Consider the following 25,537-nt stretch of genomic DNA (forward strand, 5'->3'; position numbering starts at 1 on the left):
CGCGATTTGGTGCAGGAAACCGTCAGTGCCATCGAACGCATGAGTGGTGATGTGCAGAGCACTGCCACCCTGATCGGTGAGCTGGCCGAAGAATCCCGTGACATCGGCAAGGTGCTGGATGTGATTCGCGGCCTCGCCGACCAGACCAACCTGCTGGCCCTCAACGCCGCCATCGAAGCCGCCCGTGCCGGCGAGGCGGGCCGCGGTTTTGCCGTGGTCGCCGATGAAGTGCGCGCCCTGGCCCACCGCACCCAGCAGTCGACCAGCGAAATCGAACGCATGATCGCCAGCATCCAAAGCGGTACTGAACATGCGGTGGACTCGATGCGCAACAGCACCGACCGCGCCGAATCGACGCTCAACATCGCCAAAGGTGCGGGTATCTCCCTGGATACCATCAACACTGCCATCGTCGAGATCAACGAGCGCAACCTGGTGATCGCCAGTGCTGCCGAAGAACAGGCCCAAGTCGCCCGCGAAGTGGACCGCAACCTGGTGAACATCCGCGACCTGTCGGTGCAATCGGCTACCGGCGCCAACCAGACCAGCGCCGCCAGCAATGAGCTGTCGCGCCTGGCCGTGGACCTCAACAGCCTGGTTGGGCGGTTTAGCCTCTAAGGCTTGCGGCCCAGAGCACGGTGGGAGCAACTGTCTCACCCCAGGCCACTCAGTGCCCCCATCGCGAGCAGGCTCGCTCCCACCGTGGAAAAGTGAAAATCCCGCCCGCACCACAGTTCAACTGTGGGAGCGGGCCTTGCCCGCGATGAGGCCGGAACAGGCGATGCACTTGTGGCGACCGGTATGCCCCCATCGCGAGTAGGCTCGCTCCCACAATGGAAAAGTGAAAATCCCGCCCGCACCACAGTTCAACTGTGGGCCGGGCGGCGCTTTGCTCGCCCGCGATGGCGGGACTCAAGCCAATAGAGGAGTAGTGGTTATACCGGCTTCATCGCGGGCCAGCCCACTCCGGCTGGGAGTGGGTTCACGCGGTGTGGCCAGATAAAAGCTTTTTGACAGTACGCTATTTCAACAGGTTAGAATCCCTGGCACGCAGACTGCATGGTCAGTTTGCGCCCGCCCTTCTGCTTCTGGAGTACTGCCTTTGAATGCGACGACCATCAACAGCCTGTTCTTGATCGGCGCGTTGCTGGTAGGTGCGAGCATTCTGGTGAGTTCCCTTTCTTCACGCCTGGGCATCCCGATTCTGGTGATTATCCTGGCGGTGGGCATGACCGCTGGCGTCGATGGCGGCGGCATCATCTTTGACAACTACCCCACGGCCTATCTGGTCGGCAACCTCGCCCTGGCGGTCATCCTGCTGGACGGTGGCTTGCGCACGCGGGTGTCGAGCTTTCGCGTGGCGCTGTGGCCGGCGTTGTCTTTGGCCACGGTGGGGGTGTTGATTACCACCGGGCTGACCGGCATGGCCGCCGCGTGGCTGTTTGACCTGAGCCTGATGCAAGGCCTGCTGGTGGGCGCCATCGTTGGCTCCACCGATGCCGCGGCGGTGTTTTCACTGTTGGGCGGCAAGGGCCTGAACGAGCGGGTCAGCGCCAGCCTGGAGATCGAGTCCGGCAGCAATGACCCGATGGCGGTGTTCCTCACCGTGACCCTGATCGACATCCTCGCCAGCGGCCAGAGTGACCTGCACTGGAGCCTGTTGGGCCACTTGGTGCGCGAATTCGGCATCGGCGGCGCCATTGGCCTGGGCGGCGGCTGGTTGCTACTGCAACTGGTCAACCGCATCAACCTGGCCGCGGGCCTGTACCCGATCCTGGTGATCGCCGGCGGCCTCTTGGTGTTCGCCCTGACCAACGCCCTGCACGGCAGTGGGTTCCTGGCGGTGTACCTGTGTGGCCTGGTGATCGGCAATCGCCCGGTGCGCAGCCGCCACGGCATCCTGCATATGCTTGATGGCATGGCGTGGCTGGCGCAGATCGGCATGTTCCTGGTGCTGGGGCTGCTGGTCACGCCCCATGACCTGCTGCCCATCGCCCTGCCGGCCCTGGGCCTGGCGCTGTGGATGATCCTGTTCGCCCGGCCGCTGTCGGTGATGGTCGGCCTGCTGCCGTTCAAGGCGTTCCATGGCCGCGAAAAAGTGTTCATTTCCTGGGTCGGCCTGCGCGGCGCGGTGCCGATCATTCTCGCGGTGTTCCCGCTGATGGCCGGGCTGCCCAATGCCCAGTTGTACTTCAACCTGGCGTTCTTCATCGTTCTGGTGTCGCTGTTGGTGCAGGGCACGAGCCTGCCGTGGGTGGCCAAGTTGCTCAAGGTCACGGTGCCGCCGGAACCGGCGCCGATCTCCCGGGCGGCGCTGGAGGTGCATGTCACCAGCGAGTGGGAGCTATTCGTCTACCGCCTCGGCGCGGAGAAATGGTGCATCGGCGCCGCCCTGCGCGAGCTGAAAATGCCCGAGGGTACGCGGATCGCCGCGTTGTTCCGCGGCCAGCAACTGCTCCACCCCTCCGGTAGCACGGTGCTAGAAGCCGACGACCTGCTGTGTGTGATCGGCCACGAACACAACCTCCCAGCCCTGGGCAAGCTGTTCAGCCAGGCGCCGCAACGGGGCCTGGACTTGCGCTTCTTCGGCGATTTCGTCCTCGAAGGCGATGCCCAACTGGGCGCGGTGTCGGCGTTGTACGGCCTGCAACTCGAGGGCTTGGACCCCGACATGCCGCTGAGCCGCTTCATTACCCAGAAGGTCGGCGGCGCGCCGGTGGTGGGCGACCAGGTGGAATGGAACGGCACAATCTGGACCGTCGCGGTGATGGACGGGAACAAGATTGGCAAAGTGGGCGTCAGATTCCCCGAAGGAAGTCGCCCGGGCCCCGGGTTGTTCCTCTAAACTGCGTTTTTCCACCCTGTCTTGACCGGTCTCTATGCCAATCTTGCGCACTCTTTTTGCCACGGCCCTGCTGAGCCTGTGCCTGTCCCTCGGTGCCGTCCAGGCAGCCGAGCCCCCCAGCAGCGAAGCGGTTCAGCGCAGCCTGGACAAAATCGCCGACCGCAAACTGCCGGAGGCCGACCAGAAAGCCCTGCAAGCGGTGTTGCAGCAAACCCTCAACCAGCTCAATAACAAGGCTGACTACGAGCAGCGGCTGATCGACCTCAAGCAGCAACTGGCCAACGCCCCGCGCCAGAACAGCGAAAACCAGAAAGAACTCGAACGCCTCAAGGCCACCAAAGTGGTGCCCGTGGCCCAGCGCTACGCCAACCTGGACGTGCCGCGGCTCGAACAGTTGCTGACCGAGCGCAGCACCCAGCAAAGCGACCTGCAAAAGGCCCTGGCCGACGCCAACAGCCTGACCATCACCGCCCAGACGCGCCCCGAGCGGGCCCAGGCCGAAATCAGCAGCAGCCAAACGCGCATCCTGCAAATCAACAGCCTGCTCAAGGCCGGCAAGGACGGCGGCAAGCCCCTTACCGCCGAGCAACGCGACCAGCTCAACGCCGAGCTGGCGGCCCTCAACGCCCTGATTCCGCTGCGCCGCCAGGAACTGGCCGGCAACAGCCAACTGCAAGACCTGGGCAACAGCCAGCACGATTTGGTGCTGGAAAAAGCCGCACGCCTGGAGCAGGAAATCCAGGACCTGCAAACCCTGATTAACCAGAAGCGCCTGGCCCAGTCCCAGGAAACCGTGACCCAGCAATCGATCGAGGCGCAGAAGGCCGGCGGCAGCAGCCTGTTGGCCAGCGAGAGTTCGGCCAACCTCAAGCTCTCCGATTACCTGCTCAAAAGCACCGACCGCCTCAACGAACTGACCCAACAGAACCTCAAGACCAAGCAATTGCTCGACAACGTGACCCAGAGCGACGCGGCCCTGGACGAGCAGATCAGCGTGCTCAAGGGCAGCCTGCTGCTGTCCAAGATCCTCTACAAACAGAAGCAGGCCTTGCCGCGCCTGCAGATGGACGGCGACCTGGCCGACCAGATCGCCGACATCCGCCTCTACCAGTTCGAGGTCAACCAGCAACGCGAACTCATCAGCAGCCCGAGCAAGTACGTCGACAACCTGCTAGCCACCCAGCCCGCGGAGCAAATCACCCCGCAACTGCGCCGCACCCTGCTGGAACTGGCGATGACCCGCGCCGACCTGCTGGAGCGCCTGAGCCGCGAACTGAGCGCCCTGCTCAACGAATCCATCACCCTGCAACTGAACCAGAAGCAACTGCTGACCACCGCGCAAAACCTGCGCGCCACCCTCGACGAGCAGATGTTCTGGATCCCCAGCAACAAGCCCCTGGACCTGGAATGGTTGCGCACCATGCCCCAGCGCCTGGAAAAGCAGATCGATAACCTGCCCTGGGCCTCCAGCCTGAGCGAGTTGCGCGACGGCCTGACCCAGCGGCCGCTGCTGTTCCTGCCGTTGCTGCTGCTGTTCGGCGTGTTGCTGTGGCGGCGCAAGCCCTTATATGCGCGGCTCAACAAGGTCCACCAGGACATCGGCCACTTCAAGCGCGACAGCCAGTGGCACACGCCCCAGGCGATCCTTATCAACGTGCTGCTGGCGATGCCGGTGGCCCTGGCCCTGGCCCTGTGCGGCTACGCCTTGCAGATCGACGCCCGCGGGCAGAACGCAAACCTCGGCGCGGCGCTGATCCAAACCGCCCAGGCCTGGCTGGTGTTTTACACCGCCTACCGCATCCTCGCCCCCGGGGGCGTAGCGGAGCTGCATTTTCGCTGGGAGAAACCTCAGGTCGAGTTCCTGCAGGTGTGGGTGCGGCGCCTGGGCATCGTGGTGCTGGCGCTGGTGGCGGTGGTGGCCGTGGCCGAACACCAACCGGCGGCGCTGGCCGAAGACGTGCTGGGCATTGCCGTGGTGCTGACCTGCTACGCCCTGATGGCGTGGCTGCTCAGCCGTCTGCTACTGAGCAGCCCGACCCACAAGAACACCTCGCTGTTTCGCAAGGCCCTGGGGGTGCTGTTCACCGCGCTGCCCATCGCCCTGTTCATCGCCGTGTGCTTTGGCTACTTCTACACCGCGCTCAAACTCAGTGACCGGCTCATCAACACCCTGTACCTGCTGATGTTCTGGCTGGTGATCGAAGCCACTTTCGTGCGTGGCCTGGGCGTGGCGGCGCGGCGCCTGGCCTATGCCCGGGCCCTGAGCAAGCGCCAGGCCGCCAAGGAGGCGGGCGACGGCGACGTGGTGGTCGAAGAACCGACCCTGGACATCGAACAGGTCAACGAGCAGTCCATGCGCCTGATCCGCCTGGCCTTGCTCGGCGGGTTCATCGCAGCGCTGTACTGGGTCTGGGCCGACCTGATTACCGTGTTCTCCTACCTGGACAACATCACCCTCTACGAATACACCAGCGGCACCGGCGCCAACATGAGCATGGTGCCCATCAGCATCGGCGACATGCTCGGCGCGCTGATTATCATCGGCATCACCTTCGCCCTGGCGCGCAACCTGCCGGGCCTGCTGGAGGTGCTGGTGCTGTCCAAGCTCGACCTGGCCCAGGGCAGCGCCTACGCCACCACCACATTGCTGTCGTACGTGATCGCCGGCGTGGGGTTTGTCTCCACCCTGTCCACCCTGGGCGTGAGCTGGGACAAGCTGCAATGGCTGGTGGCCGCGCTGTCGGTGGGCCTGGGGTTTGGCATGCAGGAGATCTTCGCCAACTTCATCTCCGGGATCATGATCCTGTTCGAGCGCCCGGTGCGCATCGGCGACACCATCACCATCGGCAACCTGTCGGGCACGGTGAGCAAGATCCGCATCCGCGCCACCACCATCACCGACTTCGACCGCAAGGACATCATCGTCCCCAACAAGACGTTCATTACCGGGCAACTGATTAACTGGTCGCTGACCGACACCATCACCCGCGTCACCCTGAAACTGGGGGTGGACTACGGCTCCGACCTGGACCTGGTCAAGGAACTGCTACTCAAGGCCGCCCGGGAAAACCCCCGCGTGCTCAAGGAGCCCGAGCCCCTCGTGTACTTCCTCAACTTCGGCGAGAGCACCCTGGACCACGAACTGCGCATGCACGTGCGCGACCTGGGCGACCGCAACCCGGTGGTGGACGAGGTCAACCGTTTCATCAACCGCGAGTTCAAGAAGCAGCACATCAACATTTCGTTCCGCCAAATGGAGGTCTACCTGAAAAACCTCCAAGGCCAGGAATACAAAATGGTGCCCATCGACCCGGAAACCAAAACCATCGGGCCCAAGGCCGACGGTAAACCCGACAGCGAGCCACCGCCGGCCAAGCTCGACTAGCCCGGTTAATCCCAGCAGAATGCTCGGACATTCTGCTGGAGATGGCCCTTGAAAGCCCTCGACGAACTGACCTTCGACAACCGCTTCGCCCGCCTGGGTGACGCCTTCTCGACCCATGTACTGCCCGAGCCCATCGACGACCCGCGCCTGGTGGTGGCAAGCCCCGCCGCCATGGCCCTGCTCGACCTCGACCCGGCGCAGGCCGACACCCCGATGTTTGCCCAACTGTTCGGCGGCCACAAACTGTGGGCCGAGGCGCAACCGCGGGCGATGGTCTATTCCGGGCATCAGTTCGGCAGCTACAACCCGCAACTGGGGGACGGCCGCGGCCTGCTGCTGGGGGAGGTCTGCAACGCAGCGGGCGAGCACTGGGACCTGCATCTCAAAGGCGCAGGGCAAACGCCCTACTCGCGCATGGGCGATGGCCGCGCCGTGCTGCGCTCTTCAATCCGCGAATTTCTCGCCAGCGAAGCCCTGCATGCCCTGGGTATTCCCACCTCGCGGGCGCTGTGCGTGATCGGCTCCAGCACCCCGGTGTGGCGCGAAAAACAGGAGCGCGCCGCCATGGTCCTGCGCCTGGCGCCCAGCCATGTGCGCTTTGGCCACTTCGAGTATTTCTACTACACAAAACGTACTGATGAGCACACCGCCCTGGCCGAACACGTGCTGGCCGCGCATTTCCCTCAGTGCCGCGAGCAGCCGCAGCCGTACCTGGCGATGTTCCGCGAGATCGTCGAGCGCAACGCCGAACTGATCGCCAAGTGGCAGGCCTATGGCTTCTGCCATGGGGTGATGAACACCGACAACATGTCGATCCTGGGTATCACCTTCGACTTCGGCCCGTTCGCCTTCCTCGACGACTTCGACGCCAACTTCATCTGCAACCACTCCGACGACCGTGGCCGCTACGCCTTCAGCAACCAGGTGCCCATCGGCCAATGGAACCTCAGCGCCCTGGCCCAAGCCCTGACGCCGCTGATCGAGGTCGAAGCCTTGCGCGAAACCCTGGGGCTGTTCCTGCCGCTGTACCAGGCCCACTACCTGGACCTGATGCGCCGGCGCCTGGGCTTGACCCGCGCCGAAGACAGCGACGCGAAACTGATCGAGCACCTGCTGCAACTGATGCAAAGCGGCGGCATCGACTACAGCCTGTTTTTCCGCCGCCTCGGCGATGAGCCCGCCGAACAAGCCGTGGCGCGCCTGCGCGATGACTTCATCGACCGCCCGGGCTTCGACGCCTGGGCCGCGCACTACACCGCCCGCGTCGCCCGCGACGGCGAGCCACGGCAAGACCTGCGCCGCAAGCGCATGCACGCCGTCAACCCGCTGTACATCCTGCGTAACTACCTGGCGCAACACGCCATCGATGCCGCCGAAAACGGCGATTACAGCGTCGTGCGCCAATTGCACCAGGTGTTGAGCCAACCCTTTGACGAACAACCGGGCATGGCCGCCTACGCACAGCGCCCACCGGAGTGGGGCAAGCACCTGGAGATCAGTTGTTCGTCCTAGGCACCTGCAACATTTGTGTCATACGCGCTGGTTAAGGTGACTGCAAAAACCTGCAGGGAGCCTGATGTGAACCTATTAGAAGACAACCAACCCACCGACCTCGAAACCCTGGTGGGCATGAGCCGGCGTGGCTTTATCAGCGCCGGCGCCCTGTGTGGCGCGGCGATGTTTTTGGGCGGCAACCTGCTCAGCCGCAGCGCCCTAGCCATCGGCGCCAGCAGCGGCACCAGCCCTCTGCTCGGGTTTGCCAGCATCGCCGCCGCCACCACCGACACCATCAGCCTGCCCGCCGGCTACAGCGCCAAGGTCCTCATCAGTTGGGGCCAACCGCTGCACCAGGGCGGCCCGGCCTTCGACCCCAGCGGCAATGGCACGGCCAAGGCCCAGGAGCTGCAATTTGGCGACAACAACGACGGCATGAGCCTGTTCGCCTTCCCCGACGACCCCAACCGCGCGCTGATGGCGATCAACAACGAATACACCAACTACCGCTACCTCTACCCCCACGGCGGCATGCCGCAATCGGCCGAGGACGTGCACAAGGCCCAGGCCTGCGAAGGCGTCTCGGTGATTGAAGTGCAGCGCCGCGACGGCCACTGGCAGTTCGTCCAGGGTTCGCGCTACAACCGCCGCATCCACGGCAACGCGCCGATCCGCGTCGGCGGCCCGGCGGCCGGCCACGCGCTGCTCAAAACCAGCGCCGACCCCAGCGGCAAACTTGTGCTGGGCACCTTCCAGAACTGCGCCAACGGCAAGACCCCGTGGGGCACGTACCTGACGTGCGAAGAAAACTTCACCGACTGCTTTGGCAGCAGCAACGCCGAGCAGCACTTGGACGCCGCGCAAAAGCGCTACGGCGCCGTGGCCGCCAGCAAAGAAATCAACTGGCATCAGCACGACCCGCGTTTTGACCTGGCGAAGAACCCCAACGAACTCAACCGCCATGGCTGGGTGGTGGAAATCGACCCGTTCGACCCGCAATCCACCCCGGTCAAGCGCACCGCCCTGGGCCGCTTCAAGCATGAAAACGCAGCCCTGGCCGAAACCGGCGACGGCCGCGCCGTGGTGTACATGGGCGACGACGAGCGCGGCGAGTTCATCTACAAGTTCATCAGCCGCGACAAGATCGACCACAAAAACCCCAAGGCCAACCGCGACCTGCTGGACCACGGCACCCTCTACGTCGCCGTGTTCGATGGCGGCGACGGCAACGCCGACCACCCCAAGGGCCAGGGCCAGTGGGTGGAGTTGAGCCACGGCAAGAACGGCCTCGACGCCAGTAACGGCTTCGCCGACCAGGCCCAGGTGCTGATTCATGCGCGCCTGGCCGCCAGCGTGGTCAAGGCCACGCGCATGGACCGCCCGGAATGGATCGTGGTCAGCCCCAAGGACGGCCAGGTCTATTGCACCCTGACCAACAACGCCAAGCGCGGCGAAGACGGCCAACCGGTGGGCGGCCCCAACCCACGGGAGAAAAACGTCTACGGGCAGATCCTGCGCTGGCAGCCTGAGCGCGGCGAACACGGGGCCCCGACCTTTGCCTGGGATCTGTTCGTGGTCGCCGGCAACCCGGTGGTGCACGGCGGCACGGCCAAGGGTGGCTCGGCCAACATCACCCCACAGAACATGTTCAACAGCCCCGATGGCCTGGGTTTTGACGGTGCCGGGCGGTTGTGGATTCTCACCGACGGCGATTCGAGCAACGGCGGCGACTTCGCCGGCATGGGCAACAACCAGATGCTCTGCGCCGACCCGGACAGCGGCGAGATCCGCCGCTTCATGGTCGGCCCGGTGGGTTGCGAAGTCACCGGCATCAGCTTCGCGCCCGACTTCAAGACCCTGTTCGTGGGCATCCAGCACCCTGGCGAAAACGGCGGTTCGACCTTCCCCGAGCACCTGCCCAACGGCAAGCCGCGTTCATCGGTGATGGCAATCAGCCGGGAGGATGGCGGGATCGTCGGCGCCTGATAAACCGCCATCGCCGGCCCGCCCCAGCCTTGAATGCTTGGCACCCTTCAAGGCTGGGTGCGAGCCTGCTCGCGATAGCGATCCCCACCTATCTGCGCCCGTCTGCGCTAACATGCCGGGCCGGACGCGGCAGCCTGCTGCGCGCAGGAGTCAGCATGGCCCATCCGTTTGAAACCCTTACCCCCGACCTGGTGCTCGATGCCGTTGAAAGCATCGGTTTCCTCAGCGACGCTCGCGTGCTGGCGCTCAACAGCTACGAAAACCGCGTCTACCAAGTCGGCATCGACGACAGCGAACCGCTGATCGCCAAGTTCTACCGCCCCCAGCGCTGGACCAACGACGCCATCTTGGAAGAACACCGCTTCACCTTTGAACTGGCCGACTGCGAAGTGCCGGTGGTGGCGCCACTGATCCACAACGGCGAAAGCCTGTTCGAGCACGCCGGTTTCCGCTTCGCCCTGTTCCCGCGCCGTGGCGGCCGGGCGCCGGAGCCGGGCAACCTCGACCAACTCCATCGCCTCGGCCAATTGCTGGGGCGCTTGCACGCTGTGGGCGCCACCCGCCCGTTCGAGCACCGCGAAGCGCTGGGCGTGAAGAACTTCGGCCACGACTCGCTCAACACCCTGCTGGACGGCAACTTCATCCCCAAAAGCCTGCTGCCGGCCTATGAGTCGGTGGCGCGTGACCTGCTCAAGCGCGTGGAAGAGGTGTACAAGGCCACGCCGCACAAGAACATCCGCATGCACGGCGATTGCCACCCCGGCAACATGATGTGCCGCGACGAGGTGTTCCACATCGTCGACCTCGACGACTGCCGCATGGGCCCGGCGGTGCAAGACTTGTGGATGATGCTCGCCGGCGACCGTCAGGAATGCCTGGGGCAGCTGTCGGAATTGATGGATGGCTACCAGGAATTCCACGACTTCGACCCACGCGAACTGGCGCTGATCGAACCTCTGCGCGCCCTGCGCTTGATGCACTACAGCGCCTGGCTGGCGCGGCGCTGGGACGACCCGGCGTTCCCCCACAGCTTCCCGTGGTTCGGCAGTGAGCGCTATTGGGGCGACCAGGTGCTGGCCCTGCGCGAGCAACTGTCGGCGCTCAATGAAGAGCCGTTGCGCTTGTTCTGAACACCGCGTGGCTACTGAGGTGTGGTGATGCGGGTGGGAGTGAGCCTGCTCGCGATGGCGGCCACCACTCCTCCAGCGGCTGGGAGGCCGCCATCGCGGGCACGCCTGCTCCCACAGAGGAGGACTGAATGCCTGCCATCGTCGCGAGCCCGCCCCCACAAAAAGCGGCAACCGCGGACAAACCTCCTTACAATCACCGCTTTGTTAGTTGCCTAAGCAAGGACTTTGCATGCCAGCCGCCAACCCGCGCCACGGCTACATCTTGGGCCTGAGTGCCTACATCATCTGGGGCCTGTTCCCGCTTTACTTCAAGGCCATCGCCTCGGTGCCGGCAGTCGAGATCATCATCCACCGGGTGTTGTGGTCGGCGCTGTTCGGCGGCTTGCTGTTGCTGGTGTGGAAGCACCCCGGTTGGTGGCGCGAACTGCGCGATAACCCGCGGCGCCTGGCGATCCTGGCGCTGAGCGGCACGCTGATCGCGGCGAACTGGCTGACCTACGTTTGGTCGGTGAACAGCGGGCACATGGTCGAGGCGAGCCTGGGCTACTACATCAACCCCTTGGTCAATGTACTGCTGGGCATGGTGATCCTGGGCGAGCGCCTGCGGCGCCTGCAATGGGTCGCGGTGGGGCTGGCGACATTGGGCGTGGCGCAGCAAGTGTGGCAACTGGGCAGCGTGCCGTGGATTTCCCTGGTGCTGGCGCTGACCTTCGGCTGCTACGGCCTGATCCGCAAACAGGCGCCGGTCAAAGCCCTGCCGGGGCTGGTGGTGGAAACCTGGATGCTGGTGCCGATTGCCCTGGGCTGGTTGCTGCTCAACCCCGGCGCCCACAGCGCGCAGATGGCGTTCTGGAGCACCAGCGAAGCCTGGTGGCTGGTGGCGGCCGGGCCGGTGACGCTCATCCCGCTGGTGTGCTTCAACGCCGCCGCACGGCACTTGCCTTACACCAGCCTGGGCTTTTTGCAGTACATCGCCCCCACCCTGGTGTTGCTGCAAGCGGTGCTGTTGTTTGGCGAACACTTGTCGCCCAGCACCCTGGTGGCGTTGGTCTTTATCTGGGCGGCCCTGGTGGTGTACAGCGTCGATATCTGGCTGAGCATCCGCAAGCGGCGCTGATCGAAAAACGTACAAACCCTCCCGGGCCACGCCTGCCGTGGCCTGCACGCATCTTTCCCAAGGTTATCCACAGGCCCATCCCCGGCGTTTGTGCACAAGCCGTTGAAACTGCTGGTTTTTTGCTCAATTGCTGAAGCAGCCCGGCCCGCCTGGGCTGGCGGCGAGTCTCTACAGGTTATCCACAGGCAGGTGCAAGGTTTCCTTGGATAACCCCCGCCTTTCAGCTGTCGCTGCGCAGCACCAGCTCCACCATCAAGTCGTCGGCCAGGGTTTCCAGGCGTGTTTGCAGCACGTCCAGCGACAGGGTCAACGGCACAGCCAGCAGCGCCTCGGCATGGAACAGCGGCTCGCCGCTCATGGGCGCGGGGCGCACATCGGTTACCAACCGCTCCAGGTTGACGCCCTGCTCGCTCAACAGCCGCGTGATATCGCGCACGATACCCGGCCGGTCGTTGCCTACCAGTTCCATAGCGATAGGCTTCCAGGTGCACGACTGTTCGATGCCGCTTTCGGCGATCAGCACCCGGATGCCGTGGGTGGCCAAGCCTTGCAGAGCATCGACCAACGCGTCATAGGCCTCGGCGGGCACGCCGATGCGCAGGATCCCGGCAAACTGCCCGGCCATGCGCGCCATGCGGCTTTCCAGCCAATTGCCGCCGTGCTCGGCGATGCACTGGGCGATGTGCTCGACCTGGCCGGGTTTGTCCGGGGCGATCACGGTGAGTACGAGGTGGTCCATGGCAAAGCCCTCAGGTGATGGATCGAACCAGTATAGGCAGCGCCCTCGCCTGCCGGAGGCCCATCTGCTGTAGCAAGCGGGCTAGCGCGCTGGCGACGGAGCCTCTGTGGAGCCGGTTAAAAAACATTCTGTGTACTGTTTTTATATTTATCTGGAACAATTCATCTGTTTTTTGAGAACATCGCCCACCACGGCGTGACCAGACTGCCGACTTAGGTCGCAGAACGACGTATTTAGTCTAATTTTCACAACCGCAATTCATCATGTAGTATGCCCCGGCGCGCACTACATAACGTTGGATCGATGTCTGCCACGGCGCCATCGCAACCCCGCACGGCACTATCGGCAAGGCGTCAAGCCTGTGATTGGAACGAACCAGCCGCCACAGTGATGGCATGTACTGGCACCGGGGTTTGTGGTTTAAATGGCCAGAGGCTTCATTGTTTTTTTACAAGAGCTGAAAAGCGAAATAGCTGAGCAGAGTGAGGCAAGCAATGACTGAACACGTTCAAGTCGGTGGCCTGCAGGTCGCCAAAGTCCTGTTCGACTTCGTGAATAACGAAGCCATTCCCGGTACCGGCCTCACCGCCGACCAGTTCTGGGCCGGTGCCGACAAGGTCATCCATGACCTGGCACCGAAGAACAAAGCCCTACTCGCCAAACGCGATGATTTCCAGGCGCGTATCGATGCCTGGCACCAGGCTCATGCCAGCCAGGCCCACGACGCCGTGGCCTACAAAGCCTTCTTGCAAGACATCGGTTATTTGCTGCCAGAAGCAGCGGATTTCCAGGCGACGACGCAAAACGTCGACGACGAAATCGCCCGCATGGCCGGCCCGCAACTGGTGGTGCCGGTGATGAACGCCCGCTTCGCCCTCAACGCCTCGAACGCCCGCTGGGGTTCGCTGTATGACGCGCTGTACGGCACCGACGCCATCAGCGAAGCCGATGGCGCGCAAAAGGGCAAAGGCTACAACAAGGTCCGTGGCGACAAGGTCATCGCCTTCGCCCGCGCCTTCCTCGACGAAGCCGCGCCCCTGGCCGCTGGCACCCACGTCGATTCCACGGGCTACAAGATTGTGGACGGCAAACTGGTGGTCGCCCTGGTGGGCGGCAGCAACAGTGGCCTGCGCAATGACGCGCAACTGATCGGCTACCACGGCGATGCCGCGGCACCGACCGCCGTGCTGCTGAAAAACCACGGCCTGCACTTCGAAATCCAGATCGATGCCAGCACCCCGGTGGGCCAGACCGATGCCGCCGGTGTCAAAGACATCCTGATGGAAGCCGCGCTGACCACCATCATGGACTGCGAAGACTCCGTCGCCGCCGTCGATGCCGACGACAAAGTGGTGATCTACCGCAACTGGCTCGGCCTGATGAAGGGCGACCTGGCCGAAGAAGTGGCCAAGGGCGGCCAGACCTTCACCCGCACCATGAACGCCGACCGCACCTACACCACCCCGGATGGCGGCGAACTGAGCCTGCACGGTCGTTCGCTGTTGTTCGTGCGTAACGTGGGCCACCTGATGACCATCGACGCGATCCTCGACAAGGACGGCAACGAAGTCCCCGAGGGCATTCTCGATGGCCTGATGACCAGCCTGGCGGCGATCCACAGCCTCAACGGCAACACCTCGCGCAAGAACAGCCGCACCGGTTCGGTCTACATCGTCAAACCGAAGATGCACGGCCCGGAAGAAGCCGCGTTCACCAACGAGTTGTTCGGCCGCATCGAAGACGTGCTGGCCCTGCCACGCAACACCCTCAAAGTCGGGATCATGGACGAGGAGCGCCGTACCACGGTCAACCTCAAGGCCTGCATCAAGGCCGCCAGCGAGCGCGTGGTGTTTATCAACACCGGGTTCCTGGACCGCACCGGCGATGAAATCCACACCTCCATGGAAGCCGGCGCGATGGTGCGCAAAGCCGCCATGAAAACCGAGAAGTGGATCGGCGCCTACGAGAACTGGAACGTCGATATCGGCCTGAGCACCGGCCTGCAAGGTCGCGCCCAGATCGGCAAAGGCATGTGGGCCATGCCTGACCTGATGGCCGCCATGCTGGAGCAGAAAATCGCCCACCCGCTGGCCGGCGCCAACACCGCGTGGGTACCGTCGCCGACCGCCGCCGCGCTGCACGCGCTGCACTACCACAAGGTCGATGTATTCGCCCGCCAGGCCGAACTGGCCAAGCGCGGCCGCGCGTCGGTGGACGACATCCTGACCATCCCGTTGGCGGGCAATCCCCACTGGTCGGCCGAAGAAGTCCAGAACGAACTGGACAACAACGCCCAAGGCATCCTCGGTTATGTGGTGCGTTGGATCGACCAAGGCGTGGGTTGCTCCAAGGTGCCGGACATCAACGACATCGGCCTGATGGAAGACCGTGCCACGCTGCGTATCTCCAGCCAGCACATCGCCAACTGGCTGCGTCACGGCATCGTCACTCAAGCTCAGGTGCTGGAAAGCCTCAAGCGCATGGCCCCAGTGGTAGACCGCCAGAACGCCGGGGACGCGCTGTACCGCCCACTGGCCCCGAACTTCGACAGCAACATTGCCTTCCAGGCAGCGGTCGAACTGGTGATCGAAGGCACCAAACAGCCCAACGGCTACACGGAGCCGGTGCTGCACCGCCGCCGCCGTGAGTTCAAGGCTGCCAACGGCCTGTAAGCCAACGCCGTAAACCACAAAGCCCCGGCCGCAAGGTCGGGGCTTTGTCGTTTCTGGCACCTGTTCGTAGGACGCAGGCTGGCTATGCCATGCCCAATTCGTGCTTGACCAGCGCCAGCAGCTTGTCGGTATCGATGGGCTTGAGCAAAAAATCCACCACGTTCAAATGCATGGCGGCGATGGCGTCGCCCACTTCGGCGTCGCCGGAAACGATGATGATCGGCAGCGCTGCGCGCACCGATTCGCGCACCTGGCGGATCAGGTCCAGGCCATCGAAGGGCGCCATGCGCAGGTCAGTAATCAGCAGGCCGATGGAGTTGCGCGAGGCCAAGAGGTCGAGCGCGGCCTTGCCGCTGGCGGCAGTCAGGCAGTGGATGCCGTCCAGGGCGAGGATTTCTGCGAGAAGCTCGCGGGCATCGCGGTCGTCGTCAACGATCAGTACCCGTTGCGGCGGCAAATCCGGTTCCAGCATCACGGCACTGAGCGCCTCGCGCTCGGCCTCGCTCAAAATATCGTGGTCAGGCATAACAATCTCTACAGGTTCAAGACAATCTCCCAGCACAGTGGTCTGACATCGCCGGGCGAAGCTTCAATGTGCGCTTCGTCGGAAAGTTTTCCAAGAGTGCCGACAAGCGGTTTATTCGCCAGTTCTCGTAGGCCATGTCTGAATATTTGTGACCGAGCCTAGACTTACGTCCAATGGGCACTGCGCACCGGGCAGCCGACCATGGCCGCCACAACAAATCCAAAAAGACTGCGGTACACGCCAATGAGCAAAACGGATGCCTTCACCCAGGCAGGGAAAACCGCGGTGTTGCAGAACATCCACGGCACCATGCAGTTCCTGCAGCGCTTCCCGCCCTTCAACCAGATGGAAAACGCCCACTTGGCGTACCTGGTGGAGCAATGCCAACTGCGCTTCTATGCCGCTGGCGAGAGTATCGTCAAACCTGCCGACGGGCCGGTGGAGCACTTTTTTATCGTCAAGCAGGGCCGCGTGGTGGGTGAGCGCCCGCACACGGCGCGGGGCGGTACCGAAACCACGTTCGAGATCACTACGGGCGAGTGCTTTCCCCTGGCCGCGCTGCTGGGCGAGCGCGCCACCCGCACCGAGCATCGGGCGGGGGAGGACACCTTCTGCCTGCAACTGAACAAACTCGCGTTCATCAAGCTGTTCGCCCTTTCCAGCGCCTTTCGCGATTTCGCCCTGCGCGGGGTCAGCAGCCTGCTGGATCAGGTCAACCAGCAGGTGCAGCAAAAAGCCGTGGAAACCCTCGGCACCCAATACTCCCTGAACACGCGCCTGGGTGAATTGGCCATGCGCCACCCGGTCAGTTGCCTGCCCGCCACGCCCCTGCGCGAGGCGGTGACGCTGATGCACGAGCAGCAGGTCGGCAGCATTGTGGTGGTGGATGAGCACAAGGCACCGCTGGGCATTTTCACCCTGCGCGACCTGCGCCAAGTGGTGGCCGACGGCACCAGCGATTTCAACCAAAGCATCGCCCGGCACATGACCCAGGCGCCGTTTTTCCTCAGCCCCGAGCACAGTGCGTTTGATGCGGCCATCGCCATGACCGAGCGGCATATCGCCCACGTCTGCCTGGTCAAGGATCAGCGCCTGTGCGGCGTGGTGTCAGAGCGCGATCTGTTCTCCCTGCAGCGGGTCGACCTGGTGCACCTGGCCCGCACCATCCGCAATGCGCCCCGGGTGGAGAACCTGGTGGCCATGCGCGGGGAAATCGGCCAATTGGTCGAGCGCATGCTGGCCCACGGTGCGTCTTCGACCCAAATCACCCACATCATCACCCTGCTCAACGACCACACCGTGTGTCGGGTCATCGAGCTGGCCCTGGCCGACAAGGGCGACCCCGGCGTGCCGTTCACCTGGCTGTGCTTTGGCAGCGAAGGGCGCCGCGAGCAGACCCTGCACACCGACCAGGACAACGGCATCCTCTTCGAGGCCCGCGACGCCGCCCATGCCGCCGAGATCCGCGGCAAGCTGTTGCCCCTGGCGCAGCACATCAACCAGAACCTGGCGTTGTGCGGTTTTACCCTGTGCAAAGGCAACATCATGGCCGGCAACCCCGAGCTGTGCCTGTCGCGGGCCGAATGGGCGCGGCGCTTCGCGGCGTTTATCCGCGAGGCGACACCGGAAAACCTGCTGGCCTCCAGCATCTACTTCGACCTGCGGGTGGTATGGGGTGACGAACAGGGTTGCGAGCAACTGCGCCGGGGCATCCTGGAGCAGGTCGCCGACAACCGCTTGTTCCAACGCATGATGGCCGAGAACGCCCTGCGCCAACGCCCGCCCGTGGGGCGCTTCCGCGATTTCGTGCTGACGCGCAAAGGCACGGACAAAGCCACCCTGGACTTGAAAGTGCAAGGCCTGACCCCCTTCGTCGACGGCGCCCGCCTGCTGGCCCTGGCCAACGGCGTGGAAGCCAACAACACCCTCGAACGCCTGCGCCAATTGGTCGAGCGCGAAGTGATCGAACGCCTGGACGGCGCCGCCTACGAGGAGGCTTACCACTTCATCCAGCAAACCCGCATGCAGCAACACCAATTGCAGACCCGGGAAAACCTGCCCTACTCCAACCGCGTCGACCCCGACAGCCTCAACCACCTCGACCGGCGCATCCTGCGCGAGTCCCTGCGCCAGGCCCAACGCCTGCAAAGCAGCCTGGCCCTGCGGTATCAGCTATGAGCCTGTTCAACTGGCTGCGCCCCAGCGCGCCGACCCTGAGCCCAACCCAGCAACAACGCCTGGAGGCCCTGGCGCCCGCCGCGCCACTGGACGAGTGCAGCCTGCGCGAGCAGCGCTGGGTGGTGGTGGACCTGGAAACCACCGGCCTGAACCTGAACAAAGATGTAGTGCTGTCCATCGGCGCCGTGGTGATCGAAGACGGCGCCATCGATTTTCGTCAACAGTTCGAGCGCACCCTGCAACGCCCCGACCACAGCGTGGGGCCCAGCGTGTTGATCCATGGCCTGGGGCCCAGCGCGATTGCCGCCGGCAGCGACCCGGTGGAGGCCTTGCTCGACTTCATGGAATTTGTCGGCGATAGCCCGCTGCTGGCCTTCCATGCGCCCTTCGACCAGCACATGCTCGGCCGCGCCCTGAAAACCAGCCTGGGCTACCGCTTGCAGCACCCGTTCCTGGATGTGGCGGACATGGCGCCGCTGGTCTGCCCCCAGGCGCACATCCGCGAGGCGGGGCTGGACGACTGGATCGAGCACTTCAAGCTGCACGTGGGCGAACGCCACCACGCCAGCGCCGACGCCCTGGCCACTGCCGAGCTGGCGCTGATCCTGTTTAGCCGCGCCCGCCAGCAGCAAATCCACAGCCCGCTGAACCTGCAACAGCGCCTGGGCCAATGGAAACGCCGACGCCAGGCGCGGTCGTTCTGACCTAGCGGGCTCGCCCGCCTGCTACAGCAGCACCCGACCAACGCCAATTGCGCCGCCTCCAGGCTTCTGCCAGAATCGCGAACAATTCTCGTTAGCTTAAACTCCTACGTCGGTGATGCCCTGTGTCGTCAGTCCAAAACCCCAACAATGAGCTGGTAGGTTCGCTTTATCGCGACCATCGCGGCTGGCTGTTGGCTTGGCTGCGGCGCAATGTGGCCTGCCCGCAGCGCGCCGAGGACCTGAGCCAGGACACGTTCGTGCGCCTGCTGGGCCGCGACAGCTTCAACGCCCCGCGTGAACCGCGGGCGTTTTTGGTGGCCATCGCCAAGGGCCTGTTGTTCGACTACTTCCGCCGCGCCGCGCTGGAACAGGCCTACCTCAGCGAACTGATGCTGATCCCCGTGCACGAACAACCGTCCCCGGAAGAACAGCAACTGATCCTCGAAGACCTCAAGGCCATCGATCGCCTGCTAGGCAAGCTCTCGACCAAGGCCCGCGCCGCGTTCCTCTACAACCGTCTCGACGGCATGAGCCACGGCGAAATCGCCGAGCGCCTCGGTGTGTCGGTGCCCCGCGTGCGCCAGTACCTGGCCCAGGGCATCCGCCAGTGCTACATCGCCCTGTACGGCGCGCCGCAATGAGCCGCGCCGAACGCCAACCCGTCTCGGCACAGGTGCTGGACGCCGCGATTGCCTGGCAGTTGTGCCTGGACTGCGGCGCCGCCAGCGCGCTGGAGCGCGAAGCCTTCGCCCAATGGCACGCCGCCGCCGAAGAACACGCCCGCGCCTGGCGGCAACTGGGCATGCTCGACCAACGCTTCAGCGCCGCCAGCGGCCCGGCGCGCACGGCCCTGCTGCAATCGCGCGAAGGCATCCGCCGGCGCGTGCGCAAACTCGGCACCGGGTTGGCCAGTGTGGTGTTGGTGTGCGGCCTGGCGCTGTTCGCCGGCCCGCGCTACCTGCCTGTGGATTACTGGCTGGCCGACCAACGCACCGCCACCGGCGAGCAACGCACGCTGCGCCTGGCCGACGGCACCCTTATCAACCTCAACACCCACAGCGCGATGGACGTGCGCTTCGACGACAAGCAGCGGCGCATCGTGTTGCAGGAAGGGGAAATCCTGGTCGAGACCGGCCACAACGACCCACGCCCGTTTATCGTCGAAACCGCCGACGGCAGCCTGCGCGCCCTGGGCACACGCTTCTTGGTGCGCCGCGAAGAGGCCGGCACGCGCCTGAGCGTGCTGCAATCGGCCGTGGCCGCCCACCCGCAGGCCGGCGCCGACGAGCAGATCTACCAGGCCGGCCAGCAAGTGCTGATGCGCCGCGACGGCCTCGGCCCGCTGATCGCCCTCAAGCCCGGCGCCGACGCCTGGACCCGCGGCATGCTGGTGGTGGACAACGCGCGCCTGGAAGACCTGGTCAACGAACTGAGCCGCTACCGCCCCGGCCACCTGGGCGTGACCGCGCAAGTGGCCGACCTGCGTATCACCGGCAGCTTCCCGCTGCACGACACCGACCTGGCCCTCACCGCCCTGCTGCCGACCCTGCCGGTGCAGATCCAGCAGCACACGCCGTGGTGGGTGACGGTCGAGGCCAAGGTTGAGCCGCTTTAGCCTCAGAACGCGGTTGGGGCATTTTCCTGTGGGAGCAACGGTCTTACCTCGACCATTCGTCACCGCCACTCAGTGCCGCCATCGCGAGCAGGCTCGCGCCCACAGAAAAAATAAAATTCCACCCTCACCACCATTCAACTGTGGGAGCGGGCCTGCCCGCGATGGCGGCAGCACTGTCGATATGTATCCATTCGATGGCCGACCTCATCGCGGGCGAGCGGAGCGGCGCCCGGCCCACACTCAAACGACCCACATCCCTCTTTACTTGCTGAATCTAAATTAATTTCATTCACGCCCTATCACTTTTTCCATCTCGTTCGGCACCTAGGCAATTGAGAAATATTTCCATTCAGGAGCCGCCGATGTCCCGTTCGTTCGATACCCTGTTGCGCCCCAGCCTGTTGGCCGTCGCCATCGCCCTGTGCGCACCGCTGGCCAGCACTGCCTTGATCGCCGCCGAGCAGGCGTCCGCCGTGCGGGCCTACAACCTGGCGGCTGCACCCTTGGCCGGCACCCTGAATCAGATCGCCAGCCAGGCCGGCCTGGCCCTGACCCTGGACCCCGCCCTGGCCGCCGGCAAGACCTCGGCGCCGGTGCAGGGCCAGTTCGACGCCAGCACCGCCCTGCGCCAGGCCCTACGTGGCACCGGCCTGCAACTGGAACAGAGCGGCGCCGGCACCTACAGCCTGGCCCCAGTGCCGGAGGGCGCATTGGCCCTGCCGGTTACCAGCATCACCGGCCAGGCAAACCTGGAAAGCGCCTGGGGCCCGGCCGACGGTTACGTCGCCACCCGCACCGCCGCCGGCACCAAGACCGACACGCCGATTGTCGAAGCACCGCGCTCGATGACGGTGATTACCCGCGAGCAACTGGACGAGCGCCAAGTGCTCAACCTCAACGACGCGTTGCGCTACACCGCCGGCGTGCAGAGCAGCGGCTACGGTTCCGACTCGCGCGCCGACTGGCTGCGGGTGCGCGGCTTCGACCCGACCCAGTTCCTCGACGGCATCCCGCTGCCCAAGGGCTCGTTCTCCAACCCCAAGGTCGAGCCGTGGAACCTGGAACGCATCACCGTGTTGCGCGGCCCGGCCTCGTCCGTGTACGGCCAGACCCCGCCCGGCGGCATGCTCGACATGGTCAGCCGCCGCCCCCAGGCTGAAAGTGCCCACCAGGTCGAAGCCCAGGCCGGCAGCAACGAACACAAGCAAATCAACTTCGACAGCACCGGCAAAATCGATGACGAAGGCCGCTTTCTCTACCGCGTCAGCGGCGTGGTGCGCGACAGCAACGCGCCGGTCGATCACATCCCGGACAAGCGCTACAACATCGCCCCCAGCCTGACCTGGAACATCAACGACGACACCAAGCTGACGTTCATTTCCCAGTACACCCGCGACGATACGGGCATCACCGGGCAGTTCCTGCCGTTGCAGGGCACCCAACTGCCAGGCAGCAAGATTTCCCACCACAAGAACCTCGGCGAGCCGGGTTGGGACTTCTACGACCGCACCTACTACGCCCTGGGCTACGCCTTTGAAACGCACCTCAACGACACCTGGCAGTTCAAGCAAAACCTGCGCTACACCAAGAGCGATTTGGGTTTTCAAGCCGTCAACGTCGGCACCATCAACACGGTCGATGCCGATGGCAACGTCAACCGCGAGGCGGGCATCGTCAACGAAGACATCAGCCAGTTCGCCGTGGACAACAACTTCCAGGCTGACTTCCAGACCGGCGCCGTGCAGCACACCCTGTTGCTGGGCGTCGATCACCAACGCTCCAACACCAACTACCAATGGCTGTACGGCGGCTCGTACACCTACGGCGCCGACGGTAAACCCAATGGCTACAACGTGCCGCCGATCAACGTGAACCGCCCGGTGCACGGCCAGGACATGTCCAATGTCAGCTACTTCGCGTTGCAGGACTTTGGCCAGAAAACCCAGCAAACCGGCGTTTACATCCAGGACCAAATGGCCCTGGACAACTGGCGCCTGACCCTGGGCGGACGTGAAGACTGGGTGCACACCGGCACCACCTTCCACAACAGGGGCGACGCCACCAGCACCCAGCGCGACAAAGCCTTCACCGGCAACGTCGGCCTGAGCTACGTGTTCGACAACGGCGTGACGCCGTACCTGTCCTACACCGAGTCGTTCCAACCGAGCACCGGCGCCAGCGTCGATGCGGCGCAATCGTTCAAACCCACCGAGGGCCGCCAGTACGAGGCCGGCGTAAAGTATCAACCCGTGGGCAGCCGCAGCCTGCTGACCGCCGCCGTGTATGACTTGCGCCAGAGCAACGTGAAAGTCGCCGAAGGCAGCCTCACCCGCCAGGTCGGCGAAGTGCAGGTCCGCGGCCTGGAGCTGGAAGCCACCACCCAGGTCAACGACAACCTCAAGGTGGTCGGCTCCTACACCTACACCGACACCGAAACCCTCAAGGGCAAACCCGACGAAGTGGGCAAGCGTATGGCGCTGATCCCGCGCAACCAGGCCACCCTGTGGGGCGACTACACCTGGAACGCCGGCGTGCTCGACGGCTTCGGCATGGGCGCGGGCGTGCGCTACGTCGGTGACACCTACGGCAATGCCAGCAACACCGCCGTCGCCCACGTGGGCTCCTACACCGTGTACGACGCCGCCGTGCACTACGACATGGGCCGCCTGGGCAACAGCCTCAAAGGCATGACCGTCGCCGTCGAAGCCAAGAACCTGTTCAACAAGGACTACCTGGCCAACTGCGACGGCTACTGGTGCTACTACGGTGACGAACGCAACGTGGTCGCCAGCGTGAATTACAAATTCTAAAAAGAGATAAACCCTTGTAGGAGCGAGCCTGCTCGCGATGGCGGCCGGCCAACCGACAGCGATGTTGGCTGGGCCGGCGCTATCGCGAGCAGGCTCGCTCCCACCCAAGAAAAATCCCGTGACCTATAGGCTGCCCGCAAGGCAGCCTATTTTTGCCTGTGGAGCCCCGATGAAAAGCCGAACCATCCGCCGCTGGTCTGCGGTTCATACCTGGACCAGCCTGATCTGCACCGCATTCCTGCTGATGCTGGCGCTGACCGGCCTGCCGTTGATCTTTCACCATGAAATCGATCACCTGCTGGGCGATGCGCCCGAGCTGGCACAATTGCCCGCCGATACCCCCCAACTGGACTTGCAGCAACTGGTGCTCAAGGCCCAGGCCCATCGCCCCGGGGAAGTGATGCAGTACTTCGGCTGGGATGAAGAAGACCCCAACGGCGTGGTGGCGATCATGGCCGCCACCGCCGGCACCGAGCCCAACGCGTCCCACACCTTCATGCTCGATGCCCGCACCGGCGAGGTGGTGGACATGCCTTCGGCCAATGGCGGGGTGATGATGTTCATCCTGCGCCTGCATGTGGATATGTTCGCCGGGTTAGCGGGCAAGCTGCTGCTGGCGTTCATGGGCATCCTGTTCGTGCTGGCGATTGTCTCGGGCGCGGTGTTGTACCTGCCGTTCATGCGCCGCTTGAAATTCGCCACCGTGCGCCACGACAAATCCACCCGCCTGCGCTGGCTCGACCTGCACAACCTGATCGGCGTCGTGACCCTGACCTGGGCCCTGGTGGTGGGCGTGACCGGGGTCATCAGCGCCTGCGCCGACCTGATTATCGCGGCGTGGCGCAACGACAGTCTCAGCGCCATGGTCCAGCCCTACCGCGATGCCCCGCCGCTGGCCACGCTGGCCCCGGCCAGCCGCTTGCTCGACATCGCGCAAGAAGCTGCACCCGGCATGCGCCCGGACTTCATCGCCTTCCCCGGCACGCGCTTTTCCAGCGAGCACCACTACGCGGTGTTCATGAAAGGCAGCACTCACCTGACCTCACACCTGCTCACCCCGGTACTGATCGACGCCAGCACCCTCAAGGTCACTGCCGTGGCGCAACGGCCCTGGTACATGGACGCCATGGGCATGTCCCAGCCCCTGCACTTTGGCGACTACGGCGGCATGCCGATGAAAATCCTCTGGGCCGTGCTGGACGTGCTGACCATCGTCGTCCTTGGCAGTGGCCTGTACCTGTGGGTCGTGCGGCGCAAAGCGGCGAAAGCCGTGGAGGTGCCCGCGTGAAGCCACGGCAATCGAGTTTCTGGAAGGTCTTCGCCATTCCCAGCGTCATCGCCCTGCTCAGCGCGGCCGGGCTGTTTGCCGCGCTGCTGGGGGATGGCGTGTGGGACGCCTTGAGTTGGTTGGGGTTGGGGGTACCGGCGGTGTTGGGCATCCGGGGGTTGTGGCGTAGGGCTTGAGGGCGCCGCCCAGCCCGCTCCCACGGGGATTGCGCTGAACCCTGTGGGAGCGGGCCCGCCCGCGATAGCCATCTGGCGACCAGAAAAACAACCCAGCCTTTTCCCACGCAGACCGCCCGCAGCTACACTCGATGCTTTTCGAGGAACGCCCATGTCCGCGCCCAGCATGACCCTCTTCCACAACCCGGCCTCGCCCTATGTGCGCAAGGTCAGGGTGCTGCTCCACGAAACCGGGCAACAGAGCCGGGTGGCATTGCAACTGAGCCAGTTAAGCCCGGTGCACCCCGATGCGGCGCTGAACCTGGACAACCCCCTGGGCAAGATCCCGGCCCTGCGCCTGGCCGACGGCACTGTCATCCACGACAGCCGGGTGATCCTTGACTACCTCGACCACCAGCATGTCGGCAACCCGCGGATCCCCCGCGACGGCCCGGCGCGCTGGCGGCGCCTGACGCTGGCCTCAATGGCCGACGGGATCCTGGACGCCGCCGTGCTGGTGCGTTACGAACTGGCCCTGCGCGCGCCTGAGAAGCACTGGGAACAATGGCTCGAGGCCCAACGCGACAAAATGCGCCGGGCCCTGGCGGCCTTCGAGGCCCAGGCCATCGCCGAACTCGCCAGCCACTTTGACGTGGCCGCCATCAGCCTGGCTTGCGCCTTGGGTTACCTGGATTTTCGCCACCCCGACCTGCAATGGCGCACCGCCAACCCACAGTTGGCGGCGTGGTATGCCCAGGTCAGTCAGCGTGAATCGATGCGCGAGACTGAACCACCGCAGTAAAACCCCGGCATCGCGGTGGAGGGGCAAGGGTTATCGCGAGCAGGCTCGCTCCCACGGGCAAGCGCATTCCAATGTGGGAGAGGGCCGGGCG

Annotated in this window: 17 protein-coding genes and 1 pseudogene; 16 read left to right on the forward strand and 2 right to left on the reverse strand. The window is 64.4% G+C overall.

The features are described 5' to 3' along the window. Positions 1–21 precede the first annotated feature (21 nt). The 7 genes and pseudogenes from CKW13_RS25070 to rarD all read left to right on the forward strand — a co-directional run. A pseudogene (locus tag CKW13_RS25070) lies at positions 22–618 on the forward strand (methyl-accepting chemotaxis protein); the annotation flags it as partial. Positions 619–1,102: 484 nt separating this feature from the next. After that, the gene (locus CKW13_RS22100) at positions 1,103–2,845 is read left to right on the forward strand and encodes a potassium/proton antiporter (protein ID WP_095110902.1); all 1,743 of its coding nucleotides are present in this window, start codon (positions 1,103–1,105) and stop codon (positions 2,843–2,845) included. A 34-nt stretch (positions 2,846–2,879) separates the two neighbouring features. Next, positions 2,880–6,230: a mechanosensitive channel MscK gene (gene mscK, locus CKW13_RS22105; RefSeq protein WP_095110903.1), complete on the forward strand. Its 3,351-nt coding sequence runs from the start codon at positions 2,880–2,882 to the stop codon at positions 6,228–6,230. A 48-nt stretch (positions 6,231–6,278) separates the two neighbouring features. Further along, positions 6,279–7,742, forward strand: coding sequence for a protein adenylyltransferase SelO (gene selO, locus CKW13_RS22110; protein ID WP_095110904.1), 1,464 nt, complete (start codon positions 6,279–6,281; stop codon positions 7,740–7,742). Between the two features lie 66 nt (positions 7,743–7,808). Further along, the gene (locus tag CKW13_RS22115; RefSeq protein WP_095110905.1) at positions 7,809–9,710 is read left to right on the forward strand and encodes a PhoX family phosphatase; all 1,902 of its coding nucleotides are present in this window, start codon (positions 7,809–7,811) and stop codon (positions 9,708–9,710) included. A gap of 155 nt (positions 9,711–9,865) precedes the next feature. Further along, the gene (locus CKW13_RS22120) at positions 9,866–10,840 is read left to right on the forward strand and encodes a serine/threonine protein kinase (protein WP_095110906.1); all 975 of its coding nucleotides are present in this window, start codon (positions 9,866–9,868) and stop codon (positions 10,838–10,840) included. A gap of 229 nt (positions 10,841–11,069) precedes the next feature. Next, complete coding sequence (gene rarD / locus CKW13_RS22125; RefSeq protein WP_095110907.1) at positions 11,070–11,957, forward strand: EamA family transporter RarD; 888 nt, start codon at positions 11,070–11,072, stop codon at positions 11,955–11,957. A gap of 220 nt (positions 11,958–12,177) precedes the next feature. Here rarD and CKW13_RS22130 read toward each other — a convergent pair whose 3' ends face one another. Further along, the gene (locus CKW13_RS22130; protein WP_095110908.1) at positions 12,178–12,696 is read right to left on the reverse strand and encodes a glycine cleavage system protein R; all 519 of its coding nucleotides are present in this window, start codon (positions 12,694–12,696) and stop codon (positions 12,178–12,180) included. A 494-nt stretch (positions 12,697–13,190) separates the two neighbouring features. Here CKW13_RS22130 and CKW13_RS22135 point away from each other — a divergent pair, with 494 nt between their 5' ends. After that, positions 13,191–15,368, forward strand: coding sequence for a malate synthase G (locus tag CKW13_RS22135; protein WP_095110909.1), 2,178 nt, complete (start codon positions 13,191–13,193; stop codon positions 15,366–15,368). 82 nt (positions 15,369–15,450) lie between these two features. On the opposite strand, the gene CKW13_RS22140 is transcribed toward CKW13_RS22135, so the two are convergent. Further along, complete coding sequence (locus CKW13_RS22140; RefSeq protein ID WP_095110910.1) at positions 15,451–15,894, reverse strand: response regulator; 444 nt, start codon at positions 15,892–15,894, stop codon at positions 15,451–15,453. A 243-nt stretch (positions 15,895–16,137) separates the two neighbouring features. On the opposite strand from CKW13_RS22140, the gene CKW13_RS22145 reads away from it, so the two are divergent. From CKW13_RS22145 to CKW13_RS22180, 8 genes are all read left to right on the forward strand, one after another. Beyond that, complete coding sequence (locus CKW13_RS22145) at positions 16,138–18,072, forward strand: putative nucleotidyltransferase substrate binding domain-containing protein (RefSeq protein ID WP_095110911.1); 1,935 nt, start codon at positions 16,138–16,140, stop codon at positions 18,070–18,072. Further along, positions 18,069–18,776, forward strand: coding sequence for a PolC-type DNA polymerase III (locus tag CKW13_RS22150; protein WP_095110912.1), 708 nt, complete (start codon positions 18,069–18,071; stop codon positions 18,774–18,776). The genes CKW13_RS22145 and CKW13_RS22150 overlap by 4 nt, the downstream gene beginning before the upstream one ends. Before the next feature lie 122 nt (positions 18,777–18,898). After that, complete coding sequence (locus CKW13_RS22155; RefSeq protein WP_095110913.1) at positions 18,899–19,417, forward strand: RNA polymerase sigma factor; 519 nt, start codon at positions 18,899–18,901, stop codon at positions 19,415–19,417. Beyond that, positions 19,414–20,391, forward strand: a complete 978-nt coding sequence (locus CKW13_RS22160) for a FecR family protein (protein WP_095110914.1) — start codon at positions 19,414–19,416, stop codon at positions 20,389–20,391. Before CKW13_RS22155 ends, CKW13_RS22160 begins: the two co-directional genes overlap by 4 nt. A 362-nt stretch (positions 20,392–20,753) precedes the next feature. Beyond that, positions 20,754–23,201: a TonB-dependent siderophore receptor gene (locus tag CKW13_RS22165; protein WP_095110915.1), complete on the forward strand. Its 2,448-nt coding sequence runs from the start codon at positions 20,754–20,756 to the stop codon at positions 23,199–23,201. 169 nt (positions 23,202–23,370) lie between these two features. Beyond that, complete coding sequence (locus tag CKW13_RS22170; RefSeq protein ID WP_095110916.1) at positions 23,371–24,489, forward strand: PepSY domain-containing protein; 1,119 nt, start codon at positions 23,371–23,373, stop codon at positions 24,487–24,489. After that, on the forward strand, positions 24,486–24,665 hold the full coding sequence (locus CKW13_RS22175; protein WP_095110917.1) for a hypothetical protein: 180 nt from the start codon (positions 24,486–24,488) through the stop codon (positions 24,663–24,665). The genes CKW13_RS22170 and CKW13_RS22175 overlap by 4 nt, the downstream gene beginning before the upstream one ends. Positions 24,666–24,816: 151 nt before the next feature. Further along, positions 24,817–25,446, forward strand: coding sequence for a glutathione S-transferase N-terminal domain-containing protein (locus CKW13_RS22180; protein WP_095110918.1), 630 nt, complete (start codon positions 24,817–24,819; stop codon positions 25,444–25,446). Positions 25,447–25,537 lie beyond the last annotated feature (91 nt).

It is taken from the genome of Pseudomonas sp. Irchel 3E20, from assembly GCF_900187645.1.
GTDB lineage: Bacteria > Pseudomonadota > Gammaproteobacteria > Pseudomonadales > Pseudomonadaceae > Aquipseudomonas.

Coding starts and splice junctions, on each gene's coding strand:
- CKW13_RS22140 (WP_095110910.1), bottom strand. CDS start 15,894: ATGCCTGACCACGATATTTTGAGCGAGGCCGAGCGCGAGGCGCTCAGT.
- mscK (WP_095110903.1), top strand. CDS start 2,880: ATGCCAATCTTGCGCACTCTTTTTGCCACGGCCCTGCTGAGCCTGTGC.
- CKW13_RS22135 (WP_095110909.1), top strand. CDS start 13,191: ATGACTGAACACGTTCAAGTCGGTGGCCTGCAGGTCGCCAAAGTCCTG.
- CKW13_RS22180 (WP_095110918.1), top strand. CDS start 24,817: ATGTCCGCGCCCAGCATGACCCTCTTCCACAACCCGGCCTCGCCCTAT.
- CKW13_RS22130 (WP_095110908.1), bottom strand. CDS start 12,696: ATGGACCACCTCGTACTCACCGTGATCGCCCCGGACAAACCCGGCCAG.
- CKW13_RS22120 (WP_095110906.1), top strand. CDS start 9,866: ATGGCCCATCCGTTTGAAACCCTTACCCCCGACCTGGTGCTCGATGCC.
- CKW13_RS22165 (WP_095110915.1), top strand. CDS start 20,754: ATGTCCCGTTCGTTCGATACCCTGTTGCGCCCCAGCCTGTTGGCCGTC.
- CKW13_RS22170 (WP_095110916.1), top strand. CDS start 23,371: ATGAAAAGCCGAACCATCCGCCGCTGGTCTGCGGTTCATACCTGGACC.
- CKW13_RS22160 (WP_095110914.1), top strand. CDS start 19,414: ATGAGCCGCGCCGAACGCCAACCCGTCTCGGCACAGGTGCTGGACGCC.
- rarD (WP_095110907.1), top strand. CDS start 11,070: ATGCCAGCCGCCAACCCGCGCCACGGCTACATCTTGGGCCTGAGTGCC.
- CKW13_RS22145 (WP_095110911.1), top strand. CDS start 16,138: ATGAGCAAAACGGATGCCTTCACCCAGGCAGGGAAAACCGCGGTGTTG.
- CKW13_RS22150 (WP_095110912.1), top strand. CDS start 18,069: ATGAGCCTGTTCAACTGGCTGCGCCCCAGCGCGCCGACCCTGAGCCCA.